We start from the raw sequence: 17411 nt of genomic DNA on the forward strand, positions 1-17411 counted from the left end.
ATGTCCGCAAAAAAAATTATCGATAATTTGTATCTGGGTGATCGTCATAGTATTCCAAAAGATGCGAAGTTAGTAGTGAGTTGTGCTGAGGAAATTTATCGGGAACAAATTCAAAAAAATAAAATTAAAGATGATAATCAAGAATATTTGTGAACTGATTATGAGCATGTTTATTTTAATTTTAAAGATTATCCAATATTACATGAATTAGATGTTAATGTTGTCATTCAAGCATTCAAGATTATTGATAATAATATTAAAAATAAAAAAATTTATGTGCATTGTATTTGAGGAGTTAATCGGAGTGCCTCAATTGTTTTTATGTATTTAGTTGCCAAAGGGTATATTAATAATGATGATTTTGATAGTTCTTTAGAGCAATTTGAACGAATTTATCCGTATATAAATCCAAATCCAGGTTGATTTGATTTTTTACTAAATGAATTTCCCTACAGTCATTTAATTTCAAATTAAAAAAACTAGGTAGTTACCTAGTTTTTTTAATTAACGTTTATTTTTACAACACTCACATTTTTTATTAACACAATCTGTACAAGAAATACAAATTAAACAAGAACGGCATCCAACTTTTGACTTACTTAGAAGTACGACACGAAAAACAATCATGGTTTTTAGCAGGGCAACACATATTCATATTATTTACCTTGTATATTGTAAAACTAAATCATAAAAAGTTTTATTATGATTGTTCCTGCTTTTTTTCTTGTCATTCTCGATAATATTCATTAATTAATATTTTTAATTCCGGGACAAGGTCCTCTTGTTTACATGATTTATAAATTTTACCTTTTTTAAAGATAATACCACCATTTTTCCCCCCAGCAATCCCTAAATCAGCTTGTTTAGCTTCTCCAGGTCCGTTAACAACACAACCTAAGATGGCAATTTTCAATGGAATTTTCATATCTTTAGTATATTCTTCTAATTCTTTAACAACTAGAAAAAGTTCATATTCTAATCGTCCACAAGTTGGGCAAGCAATAACATCAACAATATTATCATATAGCCCTAATGAATTTAACATTCGTTTGGCAACTTCAACTTCGGCAACAGGATCAGTTGATAAACTAATACGAATTGTATCACCAATGCTATTAAAGAGAAGCGGTGATAAACCACTACATGATTTAATTGTTCCCCGGTGATGACTTCCAGCTTCTGTAATTCCCAAGTGAAGAGGATAATTTCATTCTTGACTAGCTAAGGTATAAGCTTCGATCGCCATTATTGGTTCAGTTGCTTTTAATGATAGAATAATGTCATAAAAACCAAGATTTTCTAAAATTTCAATGTGTCGTCGTGCACTTTCAATCATTGCTTTAGGTGTTCAACCATATTGATTAACAAGATCCAATGGTAAACTACCAGAGTTAATCCCAATTCGAATTGGGATTTTTTTTTCATGACATTTTGCCACAACTTTTTTAGTATTTTCAATACTACCAATGTTACCGGGATTAATTCTAATTTTACTAATTCCAGCATCAGCTGCAATCAAAGCAAACTCATAATTAAAATGAATATCCGCCACTAAAGGACAAGGCGAGCGTTCAACGATTGTTTTTAATGCTGCTGCATCATCTTTTCCTAAAACAGCAATTCGAACAAGTTCACAACCTTCTTGGTATAATTGGTTAATTTGCTTTAAAGTTGCTTCAATATCGTGGGTTTTGGTATTAGTCATTGATTGAATGACAACTTTATTTTGACCACCGATTTGGACATTACCGACCATTACTTTTCGCGTATTACTTCGTTTATTCATATTTTGCACGTCCTTATCTTTTTAATCTTTTTGCTGTGGCATAGTGAACGGTTGGGAAGTTTCAACTCCCCAATATACTAAAGGGTCCATGCTTTGATACATTACATATAATTATTGCCTTATTTTAAAATAATTTCAAAATAATCATACGACTAAAAGCAAATAAGTTCAAGACTTAAATTAGTTTTTCTAAATTTGTGTATACTGTAAAACTAAATCATAAAAAGTTAGTAAAATTATAACAAATTAAAAATAAAAAACAATAATTACAAAAAATATTAAATTAAAAATATTGTTTTTAATATTTATTTTTAAAATTATAAAATTAAACACAACAAAAAATAAATTTTACTAATCTTAACAAACACTAATTTAACTTAAAAAAATTTTTTTAAAATATTGTCTTGATGTAAAATTTTCCAAGCAAGGTCTAATTGTGGTATTTAATATATCTAAAATAGATTTTAATCTACTGCGAATATTAATTAATGGCTTATTTTGACCCAATCAACGCTTTATATCTCTATTTATTCTTTCTACTAATGCTTTCTGGCGAGGTTTACCAGGATCACAAAAATAAACTCTTATTTGAAAATGTTTTTCTATTGTTTTTCATCTATAAAATTCGTTTCCTCTATCGGTTAAAATACAACTAAATTTACTAATACCAATTTGTTTAATCATTTTCATTAAAATTGTTAATACAATACTTGCCTTTTTACTAAATAAAATATGATAAAAAAGTATTTTTGATTTACGATTTACTAAAACTAACAAATAAAAATTACCATAATCAAGAATATTCATTTATCAAATTCCACTAAAACTTAAATCATTTCCATAATCATTTAAAAATTGCTTATAATCTCTAATATTAAGTAATTTTCCACAATTATCATTTTGTTCCCCATTTTTTTGTTTGTCTTTTTTTATTTTTAAAAAATAACATTTCTTTTTTTAAATTAAAATAACCTAATTTAATATATTTATACATTGTTTTAAAACATACACCAAATTTTACAGTATATTGTAATTCATACGAAGTAATAATATTTTGTGGCGAATGACCAAAATTATTATATTCATTAGAAAAATGACTTAATTCTTGTGAATTTAACATTGAATATTTACGACATTGTTTTTTATTTTTATCATGTATTTTTTATACTTTTGCAGCATTATAATCATTAATATTATCAAAACATATTTAACTCTTGCCAAATAGTTCTATAATCTCTATTCATTTGCTTAGCAATTTTTCGAATATTAATTGTTCCATTTTCCTTTTTAAATAATTCATTATCTTTTAATTTTTCCAAATTTACTCTTTCATTAAAATCTAATCTTTCATATTTTTTCACACTTTACCTCCTAAAATATTTAAAATGTTATAATTATTGCACATAAATTATAACATTTTAAATATTTTAGGAGCAATCGGATTAAAAGCAACAAGTACAACATCATTAATTAGTTGCGAAAAACCAAATAATAGTGAAAACGGGGGGGTAATAAACCAGAACCCAAACCACAACAACCACCAGTTGGAAGTAATTGAAAGTTAATTGAAGATTGTAAATTACGCAGGATAATTTATTCTTTACTTTTTAATTTCAATATCATTTGCAATCTTATTGACAGTATTAATACCAATATCTTTACCATACTTTTTCACTAACGACCGCAAAATTAAATATTGCTTTATTTGCATAATTTCAACCCCCTATAATTAACTTAAAAAGTTAACTAAATTAATAGTTAACTTTTTATGATTTGGTATTTACAATTTACATTTTGTAAATTGTAAATATTTTTTTTGAAAAAATGGTTGCATTTATTTTAAATAATGTTATTATTAATTTAATAAGAGATACAAATTTAGAGCTTGTATCTACACAATGCCTTTTTATAAAACCTAAACTTTTTTCTTACTACCTAGTTCATAGTATTTTTAATTTTTAAATAAGTTAAAAATGGTTAATTTATTTTACTTTTCTTAAAAAATAGGTATAATTTTAATTGAAAGAAATTATTGTAACAATAATTTAACAGAGAAATAGTGGCTGATGGAAACTATTATAATTTTAAAGTTTTTTGACAATATTATGATAAAATTTAATAGATTTTGACAATAAAGCGCATTAACTAAAAGATAATTAAATAGGATGGCACCGCGATTTTTCGTTCCTAAGCATTCTTTTAGTTTTTTATTTAGAAGGGAAGTTAGTTATGAATATTCAAAAACCACGTGGAACCGAAGACATCTATTATGAAAAAGCAAGAGAATTAAGCGCCTTAGAATTAATGCTGCGTAGTCTTGCGATGCAATATAATTATCATGAAATTAGAACGCCAATTTTTGAAGCGAAAGATTTATTTGTTCGTTCGGTCGGAGCTGAAACAGATATTGTTAGTAAAGAAATGTTTGAGTTATTAGACAAAAAAGAACGAGAATTTGTTTTACGACCAGAAGGAACAGTCCCCGTAATTCGTAGTATTATTGAAGATAAATTATATGGGAAATATGAATTACCATTAAAATTATTTTATCTTGGCAATATGTTTCGTTATGAACGACCACAACATGGCCGTTTACGTCAATTTAATCAGTTTGGTGTTGAAGTTGTTGGGACAAAGAACTATTTATTAGATGTTGAAGTGATTTTACTTGGGTATACACTTTTAAAAACAATTGGATTAAATTATTTAACCTTAAAATTAAATTATTTAACCGTTGGTGCTGCGCGAACAAAATATCTTGCTGTTTTAACAGCTTTCTTCCAACAACAAGAATTATGTGCTGATTGTCAAATTCGTGTTAAAAAGAATCCTTTACGTGTCTTGGATTGTAAGATTGACCAAAATAAATTTGATACAGCGCCTAAAATTTATGATTATTTAACAGAAGAAGAAAATAATGAATTTAAAACCTTACAAAGTTTTTTAACAAAATTAGAAGTCCCTTTTGCTTTAGATTATAAACTAGTTCGCGGATTAGATTATTATACAGGGGTTGTTTTTGAAATTGTTATTGATAAACAAGAACGAGAACTAACCTTATTAGGCGGGGGAAGATATGATCAATTGGTTCATACCTTTGAACCAAGTTTGGATTATCCCGCTGTTGGGTTTGCCGTAGGTTTAGAACGCTTATTGTTAGCATTATCAGAACAGAACATTACTTTGGCTGATGAACCGTATCTTGATGCTTATTTAATTTGTTTATCAGATCATGCGCGTCATTTCGTAGTTTCTCTTTTATTAATGTTACGTGCTAGTGGTTTACGTGTGGATTGCGATTATTTAGCACGCAGTGTTAAAGCACAGTTTAAATCTTTAAAGCGGTTATTAAAAGCAAAACATGCAATTATTATTGGTGATGAAGAATTGAAAAAAAATGTTATTAAGATTAAAAATCAAAAAACTGGCAAAGAACAAAAAGTTAAATTTGAAAAAATTATTGCCTTTTTAAATAAGGAGAATAAATAATGAAAAGAACACATACCTGCGGAGAATTAACATTACAAGATGTTAAAAAGAAAGTAATTTTAACTGGTTGAGTAGCGAAGAATCGGCGCTTAGGTGGCATTATTTTCTTGGATTTACGTGATCGTGAGGGGATTACCCAAATTGTTGTTCATCCAGAGCACCAACAATATGAAATGATTAATACCATTCGTAATGAATTTGTTATTAGTGTGGAAGGGGTTGTTATTGAACGTAAAAGTAAAAACCCTGAATTACCAACGGGAGCAATTGAAATCGTTGCGAATAATATTACCATTTTATCAAAAGCACAAACGCCACCATTAATTATTAATGATGTTACTGATGCTTTAGAAGATGTTCGTATGAAGTATCGTTACTTAGATTTACGCCGACCAATAATGCAACAAAAAATTATGCTACGTAATCAATTAATTCAAACCATTCGCCAATTTTTACAAGCCCAGAAATTTATTGATATTGAAACACCAATCTTAAATAAATCAACGCCAGAAGGGGCTCGTGATTTTTTAGTACCATCAAGATTAAATCAACATAATTTTTATGCTTTACCGCAATCACCGCAATTATTTAAACAATTATTAATGTTAGCTGGCTTTGACCAATATTTTCAAATTGCCAAATGTTTTCGTGATGAAGATTTACGAAGTGATCGTCAACCAGAGTTTACCCAATTAGACTTAGAAATGAGTTTTGTTGAGCGAGACGATATTATTAAGTTAGTAGAAACATTATTTAAAACAATTATGCATGATGTAATGCAAGTTAATATTAAAACGCCATTTATCCAAATGGATTATGATGTTGCAATTGAAACATATGGGACTGATAAACCCGATACTCGTTATGATTTAAAATTATTTGAGGCTAGTGCCATTTTTAATAAAACTACTTTTACAATCTTTGCCACTGCTTTAAAAGAAGGAATGAGTCTAAAAGGAATTTTTATTCCCCAGTTAGTAACAAAAAAACAAGTTGAGGAATTAACCCGCATTGCCCAACAAAATAAATCAAAAGGATTAGCATGAGTTAAACAAGAAAATAGTAATTGAGAAGGGCCCTTGGCGAAAGTTCTTAGTGCGGCAGAAAAAACAAAGTTATTACAGGAAAGTAACAACCAAGCAGGGACATTCTTTTTTGTCAGTGATGAAAAAACCATTACTTGTCAAGCTTTAGGCGCAGTTCGGGTTGCCTTAGCGAAAATGTTTGATTTAATTCCACCTAATCAATATCATTTCTTATGAATTGTTAATTGGCCATTATATGAATGATCAGATGAAACACAACGTTATGAAGCAACGCATCATCCTTTTACAGCTCCAATCGCAGTCTTTTTAGATAACTTTGATCAACAACTAGTCACTGCACGAGCTGATGCTTATGATCTTGTTTTAAATGGGTATGAAATTGGCGGGGGGAGCATTCGAATTCATCAAAGTGAAATCCAAGAACGCATGTTTAAATCTTTACAATTATCAAAAGCCGAAATTGAAAGTAAGTTTGGTTGATTCTTAAATTCTTTTAATTATGGTGTCCCACCACATGGGGGAATTGCCTTTGGTATTGACCGCTTAGCAATGATTTTAACAAATAGTGAGTCAATTCGGGATGTAATTGCTTTTTCCAAGAATGCCGCGGGAACTGACCCAATGACATCTTCACCAAGTCCAGTTGATGTAAAACAACTGGATGAATTAGGCCTTAAATTAAAATAATAAAACCCAGATTATGCAGTTTCCTGCTACCCGCTAAGATTTTTAGTAAAATAGGGGAGGGGAGTTCTGGCTAATCGGGTTTTAAAATTAGCACGGAGAAATAAGACTTATTTTAAAAAATATGTTAAAATATTATAAGAATTATTATAATAATTACTTAATTATTACGAGAAAAAGGAGGACAATAAAAATGCCTTGATGAGGAGGACTTATTATAGGGATTGGTGCTTTTGTTATTGGTGGGTTTTTAGGATTTTTAATTACTAAAAAGATTGTTCAAAAACAATTGCGTGATAATCCCCCAATTACTGAAAAACAAATTCGGGCAATGTATATGCAAATGGGGAGAAAACCTTCGGAAGCAGATATTAAAAAAGTTATGAACTCAATGAAACGAGCAAAATAGCTTATTGCCAATAATACAACACATGTTAGTCATTACAAATGAACTAAGATGTATTTTTGTCTGTAAATTGTAAATACCAAATCACAAAAAGTAGACTGCACCCTGTTTAGTAAGTATTAATAAAAAGGTTTACAAACTTTCATTTATTATATATTTTTCTTTTTGGTTTGAATATCATTTATTTCATTTTTTAACATCATTAATATATTCATTATGAGATTTATAATTTTTATTATGGATTGTTCCTTTTTTAAGTAATGAATGAAAACTTTCAATAATAATGTTGTCTGCACAATGATAATTTTTACCCATTGAAATTATAATTTTGTTATCTAAACATTTACTATTATAATCTTTAGATGTATATTGATATCCGTGATCTGAATGAATTATTGTTTTATTTAGATCTTTTTTTATTTTTTTAATTTTATTAATTGCATCATTTAAATTATCAATTACAAGTTTGTTATTATTAAATTTTGATCATTTTACATCAATAATTTCTTTAGTATATCCATCAAGTATTGTTGATTGATAATGTTTTTTACCATTTCAAATTAAATAAGTTACATCAGTAAATAAAATTGAAAATCTTTCTTTAATATCATTAAAATTACGATTTACTAAATCAGGATATTTAATTATATTTTTATTTCTATTTTGTTTTATTAATATTTTTCTACGCATACGCTTTACATATTCAGCTTGAATATTATTTTCTTTCATAATTCGCAATACTTTCTTAGCATTATAAACAATGCCATAATCTTCTTTTAAATATTTGGTAATTCGACGATAACCAAATTGTTTTAAATTTTCTTCATAGACTTTTACAATATTTTTTAATGATTCGCTATCCTTACCATTACTTGAATAATTTTTATATTTATCTCAATAACTACGCTTTAAATCTGTTATATCAAGTAATAAATTTAGTGGATATTTATTAATGTTTTCTTTGATAAAAGATACAATTTTTCTTTTATTTAATTGTAAAAGTCATGAAGCTTTTTTAGTAATTCATACCTAACTTTGTAATAGTTTAAATCTCTTTTTTCAAATGATTCTTTTGGACCTTTATTGGTGTTTAAAATTCCTTTCTTAAAATTTTCATACCATGAAGCAACAGTTTTTTTATTAATTTGATATTTTTTTGCAATAAAACTTATACTATTATTTTTAACCTCTTGTACTATTATTTTTCGAAAATATGCTGTATATTTATTAAATTTTTGTCCTTTTCTTGCCATATAAAAATGCACCTCCTCTAAAGTTTAGCAAAGACTTTTTTTCTTTACTTACTTTTTTGGGTGCAGTCTATAGTTTAGCAAAGACTTTTTTCTTTACTTACTTTTTTGGATACAGTCTAAAGTTAACTATTAATTTAGTTAATTTTTTTAAGTTAATTTTTAAGTTTGGCATCATGTACGATGAAGCTCCAAAAAACAACTCTTGTTAAATAAAAAGAGTTGTTTTTTATTTATAAAACAAAAATTATTAATTGATTCAGAGAAAGGACAGCATCTTAAATTTTAAAATAGAAATTTTTTATCACAATTTTTGTTACCGTATTTAATTTGTGTTAGACATTTATTAAAAATCTTAGAAATCTTTACAAAGTGTAACTGTTTTTCTCCTATTTTACGGTGTTGTCCTTTCTCTGTTTTAGTTAATTAATTTGCTAATAAATAAAAAACTTAATAAAGGAAGGAGTAAGTAATGGCAATTAATAAGCAACAACAAATTTGCGATATTGATAACTGCTATAAAAAATATCGTTCATTACCGAAGAATTTGTATCAAATAGAGTTTTATGAACTTGTGAAAAACATAAAGATTTATTAAATTGTATACTGTAAAACTAAATCATAAAAAGTTAATAAAATTATAACAAATTAAAAATAAAAAACAATAATCACAAAAAATATTAAATTAAAATATTGTTTTTAATATTTATTTTTAAAATTATAAAATTAAACACAACAAAAAATAAATTTTACTAATCTTAACAAACACTAATTTAATTTAAAAAAATTTTTTTAAAATATTGTCTTGATGTAAAATTTTCCAAGCAAGGTCTAATTGTGGTATTTAATATATCTAAAATAGATTTTAATCTACTACGAATATTAATTAATGGCTCATTTTGACCCAATCAACGCCTTATATCTCTATTTATTCTTTCTACTAATGCTTTCTGGCGAGGTTTACCAAGATCACAAAAATAAATTCTTATTTTAAAATGTTTTTCTATTCTTTTTCATCTATAAAATTCTTTTCCTCTATCGGTTTTAAAATACAACTAAATTTACTAATACCAATTTGTTTAATCATTTTCATTAAATTGTAGACTGCACCCTGTTTAGTAAGTATTAATAACAATATCTTTACCATACTTTTTTACTAACGACCGCAAAATTAAATATTGCTTTATTTGCATAATTTCAACCTCCTATAATTAACTTAAAAAGTTAACTAAATTAATAGTTAACTTTTTATGATTTGGTATTTACAATTTACAGCTATAATTAGAAATGAGGATTATTAATGTAGTTTTAAAAATTACTTTACATTATAAGGTTTTTTATTTTTTTATAAGGAGGAAAATTAAATTGTCAGAAGTTTTCACCAATCGTGAAAAAAAATTACGATTTGAAAAACCTTGAAAAACAATAGCGTACTTTTGTATTCCCACAGTTTTTATAATGGTTATACAAGGATTATATAATATTGTTGATAAAAGTTTAGCTTTATCATTTGCGGCACTGGATTTAATTCACGAGCAATTTTATATTGATGCATATAATCGTTTAAAAAATATTAATGTTACAAAAATACCATTAGCGGACATGCGGTCATTTATTAATGTTGCGACCCAATACGCTTCACAAACATATAATTTACAATGATCATTTAGTATTATGATTGGAATGGGTTGTGCAATGAACTTTTCAATTGCTTATGGGCAACGTGATATTCCAGCGATGCGTCGAATTGCTGGGAATGGCTTTTCCGTAACATTTCTTTTTTCAATATTAGTAGCATTTGTTATTTTTTGTATTGTCTTTCCAGGATGAAATGCTGTTTTTATTACTTCACAAATGGGTAAACATTATAATCCAATTACCGAAAGTTTATGTTGGGAATATTCATTTCCAATGTTAGCAGCGGCCCCAATGTTGTTTTTAAGTTATTATTTTATGTCATTAATTCGTAGTGAAGGCCGAATGAAATGAGTAATAATTATGATTTTAAGTTCATTATTAATTAATGTTGCTACTGCAATTTTCTTTATGCGAGTTTGTCATCTTGGAATGTCAGAAGCAATGTTAGGAACTGTTTTTTCGTGAACAGTGCAAGTAATTTGAGGATTTATTATTGTTTTTAAAACAAAGAATAGTTATTCAAAATTTTATTGAAGTGATTTATTTCATATTGAAGGGAAAAATATTGCGAATTTTGCCAAAGCAGGGTTACCAAATTTCATTAATAATGCTGCTTTAGTTGTTACTTCGTATGTTGCAATATCCCTTATTATTCAGTTGCCAAACCAAGGCGAGCACAATGGGGTTACCGTGTTACAAGAACTTTATTCTTCAATTGTGCCATGAATGACATTAGTATTATCAGCGGGAATTGGTGTAACGCAAGGGGCCCGCAGTATTATTGCTTATAATTATGGGGCGAAAAAGAATGCCCGGATTTGAGAAATTTTAAAACGCGTTAGTTTATTAATTATTATTTGATTTTCGTTAATGTTAGTTCTCTTTATTATTTTTGGGAAAGATATGGTGATGTTATTTGCTTTATCAGAAGAAACGGCAACTAAATATCGTTGATGAATTGTTTTAAACTTTATGACTTATCCGTTTTGTTCAGTAACATATATTGCGCTAACTTTATTCCAAGGAATTAATCGTTCGTTTTTAGCAACCTTTACTAGTAGTTTACGCTCAATTTTAGTTATTTTACCATTAATTGGAATTGGGTATGGGGTTAGCCAGGCCACTGGTAATCCAATTTTCTATTATGTCTTTATTGGTTTAAATGATTTAATTTCAGCGGCGATTATTATTCCAATTTTAGTTTATTTGTAAATTGTATACTGTAAAAATAAATCATAAAAAGTTAATAAAAATTTTGGAAAAGCAAGTGCTTTAGCTAATTAATTTCCAAGTTTTTAATAAAAAACCTACGTAAAATATTTTTTTGAGCTATAATTAGAAATGAGGATTATTAATGTAGTTTTAAAAATTACTTTATATTATAAGGTTTTTTATTTTTTTATAAGGAGGAAAATTAAATTGTCAGAAGTTTTCACCAATCGTGAAAAAAAATTACGATTTGAAAAACCTTGAAAAACAATAGCGTACTTTTGTATTCCCACAGTTTTTATAATGGTTATACAAGGATTATATAATATTGTTGATAAAAGTTTAGCTTTATCATTTGCGGCACTGGATTTAATTCACGAGCAATTTTATATTGATGCATATAATCGTTTAAAAAATATTAATGTTACAAAAATACCATTAGCGGACATGCGGTCATTTATTAATGTTGCGACCCAATACGCTTCACAAACATATAATTTACAATGATCATTTAGTATTATGATTGGAATGGGTTGTGCAATGAACTTTTCAATTGCTTATGGGCAACGTGATATTCCAGCGATGCGTCGAATTGCTGGGAATGGCTTTTCCGTAACATTTCTTTTTTCAATATTAGTAGCATTTGTTATTTTTTGTATTGTCTTTCCAGGATGAAATGCTGTTTTTATTACTTCACAAATGGGTAAACATTATAATCCAATTACCGAAAGTTTATGTTGGGAATATTCATTTCCAATGTTAGCAGCGGCCCCAATGTTGTTTTTAAGTTATTATTTTATGTCATTAATTCGTAGTGAAGGCCGAATGAAATGAGTAATAATTATGATTTTAAGTTCATTATTAATTAATGTTGCTACTGCAATTTTCTTTATGCGAGTTTGTCATCTTGGAATGTCAGGAGCAATGTTAGGAACTGTTTTTTCGTGAACAGTGCAAGTAATTTGAGGATTTATTATTGTTTTTAAAACAAAGAATAGTTATTCAAAATTTTATTGAAGTGATTTATTTCATATTGAAGGGAAAAATATTGCGAATTTTGCCAAAGCAGGGTTACCAAATTTCATTAATAATGCTGCTTTAGTTGTTACTTCGTATGTTGCAATATCCCTTATTATTCAGTTGCCAAACCAAGGCGAGCACAATGGGGTTACCGTGTTACAAGAACTTTATTCTTCAATTGTGCCATGAATGACATTAGTATTATCAGCGGGAATTGGTGTAACGCAAGGGGCCCGCAGTATTATTGCTTATAATTATGGGGCGAAAAAGAATGCCCGGATTTGAGAAATTTTAAAACGCGTTAGTTTATTAATTATTATTTGATTTTCGTTAATGTTAGTTCTCTTTATTATTTTTGGGAAAGATATGGTGATGTTATTTGCTTTACCAGAAGAAACGGCAACTAAATATCGTTGATGAATTGTTTTAAACTTTATGACTTATCCGTTTTGTTCAGTAACATATATTGCGCTAACTTTATTCCAAGGAATTAATCGTTCGTTTTTAGCAACCTTTACTAGTAGTTTACGCTCAATTTTAGTTATTTTACCATTAATTGGAATTGGGTATGGGGTTAGCCAGGCCACTGGTAATCCAATTTTCTATTATGTCTTTATTGGTTTAAATGATTTAATTTCAGCGGCGATTATTATTCCAATTTTAGTTTATTTGTAAATTGTATACTGTAAAAATAAATCATAAAAAGTTAATGAAATTATAACAAATTAAAAATAAAAAACAATAATCACAAAAAATATTAAATTAAAAATATTGTTTTTAATTTAATATTTTTTGTGATTATTGTTTTTTATTTTTAATTTGTTATAATTTCATTAACTTTTTATGATTTATTTTTACAGTATACAAAAGGAGAAATAATTATGCATACACACGTATGAGTAGTAATCGTCATTGCTGTGGCAATAGGTTCCTACTTTCTTGGGTATTTAGTTGAAAAATATCTTAGATTTAAATTAAACAAAAAAACAAAATTAAAAATTAAACAAGCAGAAGAAAAAGCAAAAAAAATTATTAATGTTGTTAAAGCCGATGGGCGGGTTGAAGCAGCACAAATTAGACAAGAAATGAAAGATGAATTAACTCGCAAACGTGAAGAATTTTTGGAGACCGAAAAATTCTTAGTAAATAGAGAACGTTTAATTGTTGAGCTAGAAGAAGTATTAAATGGTAAAGAGCAAGAAGTGTTTCGCAAGAAAGAAGAATTGCAAGAAAAGATTAACTATTATCAAGAAATGGTAGAGCGCAATCTTCATCAACTTGAAAAAATTTCTGGATATTCACTTGAAGAAGCAAAAGATATTCTTTTTAAAGAAATAAGTGATCGTTATCAAAAGGAAATTGGTGAATTCTTACAAAATGCTGAAAATACTGTGAAAATTAATGCCAAAGAAACAGCCCTTAATATTATTACAACGGCGATTGAGCGTTATGCGGTGAAAGTTGTGGCAGAAAAAACAATAACTTCAATTTATTTAGAAAATGATAATATGAAAGGACGAATTATTGGGAAAGATGGTCGTAATATTCGAACATTTGAAATTGCAGCGGGGGTTGATTTAATTATTGATGACACGCCAAATGTTGTGCAGATTTCATCTTTTAATCCTATTCGTCGGGAAATTGCGAAAAAAACTTTAGAAAAATTATTGCTTGATGGTCGTATTCAGCCAAATCGCATTGAAGAAACAATTAAATTAGAACAAGAAGAAATTGAAATGACAATTCTTGAAGCGGGAAAAGAAGTTGTTGCTGAATTGGCAATTGATAATTTAAATATTGAATTAATTCGACACCTTGGAATTTTAAAATATCGAACTAGTTATGGCCAAAATGTTTTATTACATTCTGTTGAAGTAGCAAAATTAGCCGCAATAATGGCGAGTGAACTAGGATTAGATCCTACCGTGGCAATGCGTGCAGGGTTATTACATGATATTGGGAAAGCCGTTGATTTTGAAACGAAAGAAAGTCATGTGATATTAGGAGTTAAAATTGCGACAAAATGTAATGAACATCCAATCATTATTAATGCGATTGCTTCCCATCATGGTGAAGGTCCCACAACTAATCCGTATTCGGTTCTAGTTTCCGCCGCTGATACATTATCTGCTGCGCGACCAGGTAGCCGTAATAATACTATTGAAAATTATATTGTGCGGATGAATGAGCTGGAAAAAATTTGTCAAACAGTACTCGGAGTTCAATCGGTTTATGTTTTACAAGCTGGACGTCAAATTCGGATTATTGTTAATCCAGTTATTAGTGATGATGCTCGTACCCATAAAATTGCGCTTGATATTAAGGAAAAAGTTAAAAAAGAAAAAGTAATTCCAGGAGATATTGTGATTACTGTTATTCGTGAATTACGCGTAACAGAAATGGTGGTTTAAAGAATAAAATTATAACAAATTAAAAATAAAAAACAATAATCACAAAAAATATTAAATTGTAAATTGTAAATACCAACTCATAAAAAGTTAACTATTAATTTAATTAACTTTTTATGAGTTAATTTTTAAGTTAATTATAGGAGGTTGAAATTATGCAAATAAAGCAATATTTAATTTTGCGGTCGTTAGTAAAAAAAGTATGGTAAAGATATTGTTATTAATACTGTCAATAAGATTGCAAATGATATTGAAATTAAAAAGTAAAGAATAAATTATCCCGCGTAATTTACAATCTTCAATTAACTTTCAATTACTTCCAACTGGTCGTTGTTGTAGTTTGGGTTCTGGTTTATTACTCGCCGTTTTCACTATTATTTGGTTTTTCGCAACTAATTAATGATGTTGTACTTGTTGCTGTTAATCCGATTGCTCCTAAAATACTTAGCAATTTTTTCACACTTTATCTCCTAAAATATTTAAAATGTTATAATTATTGCACATAAATTATAACATTTTAAATATTTTAGGAGATAAAGTGTGAAAAAATATGAAAGATTAGATTTTAATGAAAGAGTAAATTTGGAAAAATTAAAAGATAATGAATTATTTAAAAAGGAAAATGGAACAATTAATATTCGAAAAATTGCTAAGCAAATGAATAGAAATTATAGAACTATTTGGCAAGAGTTAAATATGTTTGATAATATTAATAATTATAATGCTGCAAAAGCACAAAGAAATACATGATAAAAATAAAAAACAATGTCGTAAATATTCAATGTTAAATTCACAAGAATTAAGTAATTTTTCTAATGAATATAATAATTTTGGTCGTTCGCCACAAAATATTATTACTTCGTATGAATTACAATATAATGTAAAATTTGGTGTATGTTTTAAAACAATGTATAAATATATTAAATTAGGTTATTTTAATTTAAAAAAAGAAATGTTATATTTTAAAAATAAAAAAAGAAAAACAAAAAATGGGGAACAAAATGATAATCGTGAAATAGACTGCACCCAAAAGAGTAAGTAAAGAAAAAAAGTCTTTGCTAACTTTAGACTGCACCCTGTTTAGTAAGTATTAATAAAAAGGTTTACAAACTTTCATTTATTATATATTTTTCTTTTTGGTTTGAATATCATTTATTTCATTTTTTAACATCATTAATATATTCATTATGAGATTTATAATTTTTATTATGGATTGTTCCTTTTTTAAGTAATGAATGAAAACTCTCAATAATAATGTTGTCTGCACAATGATAATTTTTACCCATTGAAATTATAATTTTGTTATCTAAACATTTACTATTATAATCTTTAGATATATATTGATATCCGTGATCTGAATGAATTGTTATTTTATTTAAATCTTTTTTTATTTTTTTAATTTTATTAATTGCATCATTTAAATTATCAATTACAAGTTTGTTATTATTAAATTTTGATCATTTTACATCAATAATTTCTTTAGTATATCCATCAAGTATTATTGATTGATAATGTTTTTTACCATTTCAAATTAAATAAGTTACATCAGTAAATAAAATTGAAAATCTTTCTTTAATATCATTAAAATTACGATTTACTAAATCAGGATATTTAATTATATTTTTATTTCTATTTTGTTTTATTAATATTTTTCTACGCATACGCTTTACATATTCAGCTTGAATATTATTTTCTTTCATAATTCGCAATACTTTCTTAGCATTATAAACAATGCCATAATCTTATTTTAAATATTTGGTAATTCGACGATAACCAAATTGTTTTAAATTTTCTTCATAGACTTTTACAATATTTTTTAATGATTCGCTATCCTTACCATTACTTGAATAATTTTTATATTTATCTCAATAACTACGCTTTAAATCTGTTATATCAAGTAATAAATTTAGTGGATATTTATTAATGTTTTCTTTGATAAAAGATACAATTTTTCTTTTATTTAATTGTAAAAGTCATGAAGCTTTTTTAGTAATTTATACCTAACTTTGTAATAGTTTAAATCTCTTTTTTCAAATGATTCTTTTGGACCTTTATTGGTGTTTAAAATTCCTTTCTTAAAATTTTCATACCATGAAGCAACAGTTTTTTTATTAATTTGATATTTTTTTGCAATAAAACTTATACTATTATTTTTAACCTCTTGTACTATCATTTTTCGAAAATATGCTGTATATTTATTAAATTTTTGTCCTTTTCTTGCCATATAAAAATGCACCTCCTTTAAAGTTTAGCAAAGACTTTTTTTCTTTACTTACTCTTTTGGGTGCAGTCTAAACCACCCGCTACTGCTCCTAAAAAAGAGACAATCGCCACGCTATTCTTTACAAACCCGTTTAATTGTGATCCATAATTACGAATTAATAAATACATTAGCGTAAATTGAAAACATGTTCCAATTAACGAAGTAAAAGCCCCAATTAAAATACTAAAAATTCCTTTTCTTGTTGACAATTA

The 17411-nt window shown here is 27.1% G+C and carries 14 protein-coding genes and 6 pseudogenes; 10 read left to right on the plus strand and 10 right to left on the minus strand.

Going from position 1 to position 17411, the window contains the following annotated elements:
* Nucleotides 1–474: a dual specificity protein phosphatase gene (locus AACK78_RS02815; protein WP_338956253.1), complete on the plus strand. Its 474-nt coding sequence runs from the start codon at nt 1–3 to the stop codon at nt 472–474.
* A 226-nt stretch (nt 475–700) separates the two neighbouring features.
* On the opposite strand, the gene ispG is transcribed toward AACK78_RS02815, so the two are convergent.
* Together ispG and AACK78_RS07425 are read right to left on the minus strand one after the other, a co-directional pair.
* The gene (gene ispG / locus AACK78_RS02820) at nt 701–1786 is read right to left on the minus strand and encodes a flavodoxin-dependent (E)-4-hydroxy-3-methylbut-2-enyl-diphosphate synthase (RefSeq protein WP_338956255.1); all 1086 of its coding nucleotides are present in this window, start codon (nt 1784–1786) and stop codon (nt 701–703) included.
* A 372-nt stretch (nt 1787–2158) separates the two neighbouring features.
* Nucleotides 2159–3147: pseudogene (locus AACK78_RS07425) on the minus strand (IS30 family transposase).
* 36 nt (nt 3148–3183) lie between these two features.
* Between AACK78_RS07425 and AACK78_RS02840 the strand changes: the two are divergent.
* The 4 genes from AACK78_RS02840 to AACK78_RS02855 all read left to right on the plus strand — a co-directional run bounded on the left by AACK78_RS02840 (nt 3184) and on the right by AACK78_RS02855 (nt 7414).
* On the plus strand, nt 3184–3351 hold the full coding sequence (locus AACK78_RS02840; protein ID WP_338956260.1) for a lipoprotein: 168 nt from the start codon (nt 3184–3186) through the stop codon (nt 3349–3351).
* Between the two features lie 664 nt (nt 3352–4015).
* Nucleotides 4016–5275 (plus strand): histidine--tRNA ligase, encoded by a 1260-nt coding sequence (hisS, locus tag AACK78_RS02845; RefSeq protein ID WP_338956261.1) that lies wholly within the window; start codon nt 4016–4018, stop codon nt 5273–5275.
* Nucleotides 5275–7008, plus strand: a complete 1734-nt coding sequence (gene aspS / locus AACK78_RS02850; protein ID WP_338956263.1) for an aspartate--tRNA ligase — start codon at nt 5275–5277, stop codon at nt 7006–7008. Before hisS ends, aspS begins: the two co-directional genes overlap by 1 nt.
* Before the next feature lie 190 nt (nt 7009–7198).
* Nucleotides 7199–7414 (plus strand): YneF family protein, encoded by a 216-nt coding sequence (locus tag AACK78_RS02855; RefSeq protein ID WP_338956264.1) that lies wholly within the window; start codon nt 7199–7201, stop codon nt 7412–7414.
* 129 nt (nt 7415–7543) lie between these two features.
* Here AACK78_RS02855 and AACK78_RS02860 read toward each other — a convergent pair whose 3' ends face one another.
* The 3 genes and pseudogenes from AACK78_RS02860 to AACK78_RS02865 all read right to left on the minus strand — a co-directional run bounded on the left by AACK78_RS02860 (nt 7544) and on the right by AACK78_RS02865 (nt 8664).
* A complete protein-coding gene (locus tag AACK78_RS02860) occupies nt 7544–8140 on the minus strand; it encodes a DDE-type integrase/transposase/recombinase (RefSeq protein ID WP_338954985.1) in 597 nt (198 codons plus the stop codon).
* Between the two features lie 21 nt (nt 8141–8161).
* A pseudogene (locus tag AACK78_RS07430) lies at nt 8162–8434 on the minus strand (hypothetical protein); the annotation flags it as partial.
* Nucleotides 8401–8664, minus strand: a complete 264-nt coding sequence (locus AACK78_RS02865; RefSeq protein WP_338954581.1) for a hypothetical protein — start codon at nt 8662–8664, stop codon at nt 8401–8403. The pseudogene AACK78_RS07430 and the gene AACK78_RS02865, both read right to left, overlap by 34 nt.
* Before the next feature lie 469 nt (nt 8665–9133).
* Between AACK78_RS02865 and AACK78_RS02870 the strand changes: the two genes are divergently transcribed.
* Nucleotides 9134–9259, plus strand: coding sequence for a hypothetical protein (locus AACK78_RS02870; RefSeq protein WP_338956266.1), 126 nt, complete (start codon nt 9134–9136; stop codon nt 9257–9259).
* A gap of 175 nt (nt 9260–9434) precedes the next feature.
* Here the strand turns inward: AACK78_RS02870 and AACK78_RS02875 are convergent.
* Nucleotides 9435–9760: pseudogene (locus AACK78_RS02875) on the minus strand (IS30 family transposase); the annotation flags it as partial.
* A 266-nt stretch (nt 9761–10026) separates the two neighbouring features.
* Here AACK78_RS02875 and AACK78_RS02880 point away from each other — a divergent pair.
* From AACK78_RS02880 to rny, 3 genes and pseudogenes are all read left to right on the plus strand, one after another.
* Nucleotides 10027–11505 (plus strand): annotated as a pseudogene (locus tag AACK78_RS02880) (MATE family efflux transporter); the annotation flags it as partial.
* Nucleotides 11506–11718: 213 nt separating this feature from the next.
* A pseudogene (locus tag AACK78_RS02885) lies at nt 11719–13197 on the plus strand (MATE family efflux transporter); the annotation flags it as partial.
* Nucleotides 13198–13409: 212 nt separating this feature from the next.
* Nucleotides 13410–14939 carry a ribonuclease Y gene (gene rny / locus AACK78_RS02890; protein ID WP_338956274.1) on the plus strand — a complete coding sequence of 510 codons (1530 nt, stop codon included), beginning with the start codon at nt 13410–13412 and terminating at the stop codon, nt 14937–14939.
* Between the two features lie 352 nt (nt 14940–15291).
* Here the strand turns inward: rny and AACK78_RS02895 are convergent, their stop codons facing one another.
* Nucleotides 15292–15396 carry a lipoprotein gene (locus AACK78_RS02895; RefSeq protein ID WP_338956276.1) on the minus strand — a complete coding sequence of 35 codons (105 nt, stop codon included), beginning with the start codon at nt 15394–15396 and terminating at the stop codon, nt 15292–15294.
* Nucleotides 15397–15476: 80 nt separating this feature from the next.
* Here AACK78_RS02895 and AACK78_RS07435 point away from each other — a divergent pair.
* Nucleotides 15477–15948, plus strand: a pseudogene (locus AACK78_RS07435) (helix-turn-helix domain-containing protein); the annotation flags it as partial.
* A gap of 91 nt (nt 15949–16039) precedes the next feature.
* Here the strand turns inward: AACK78_RS07435 and AACK78_RS02910 are convergent.
* From AACK78_RS02910 to AACK78_RS02920, 3 genes are all read right to left on the minus strand, one after another.
* On the minus strand, nt 16040–16636 hold the full coding sequence (locus AACK78_RS02910) for a DDE-type integrase/transposase/recombinase (RefSeq protein WP_338956281.1): 597 nt from the start codon (nt 16634–16636) through the stop codon (nt 16040–16042).
* 260 nt (nt 16637–16896) lie between these two features.
* A complete protein-coding gene (locus AACK78_RS02915; protein ID WP_338955495.1) occupies nt 16897–17160 on the minus strand; it encodes a transposase family protein in 264 nt (87 codons plus the stop codon).
* A 44-nt stretch (nt 17161–17204) separates the two neighbouring features.
* Nucleotides 17205–17408 carry a hypothetical protein gene (locus AACK78_RS02920; RefSeq protein WP_338956283.1) on the minus strand — a complete coding sequence of 68 codons (204 nt, stop codon included), beginning with the start codon at nt 17406–17408 and terminating at the stop codon, nt 17205–17207.
* Between the last annotated feature and the right edge of the window lie 3 nt (nt 17409–17411).

Source organism: Spiroplasma endosymbiont of Polydrusus cervinus, from assembly GCF_964019755.1.
Taxonomy (GTDB): domain Bacteria; phylum Bacillota_I; class Bacilli_A; order Mycoplasmatales; family Mycoplasmataceae; genus Spiroplasma.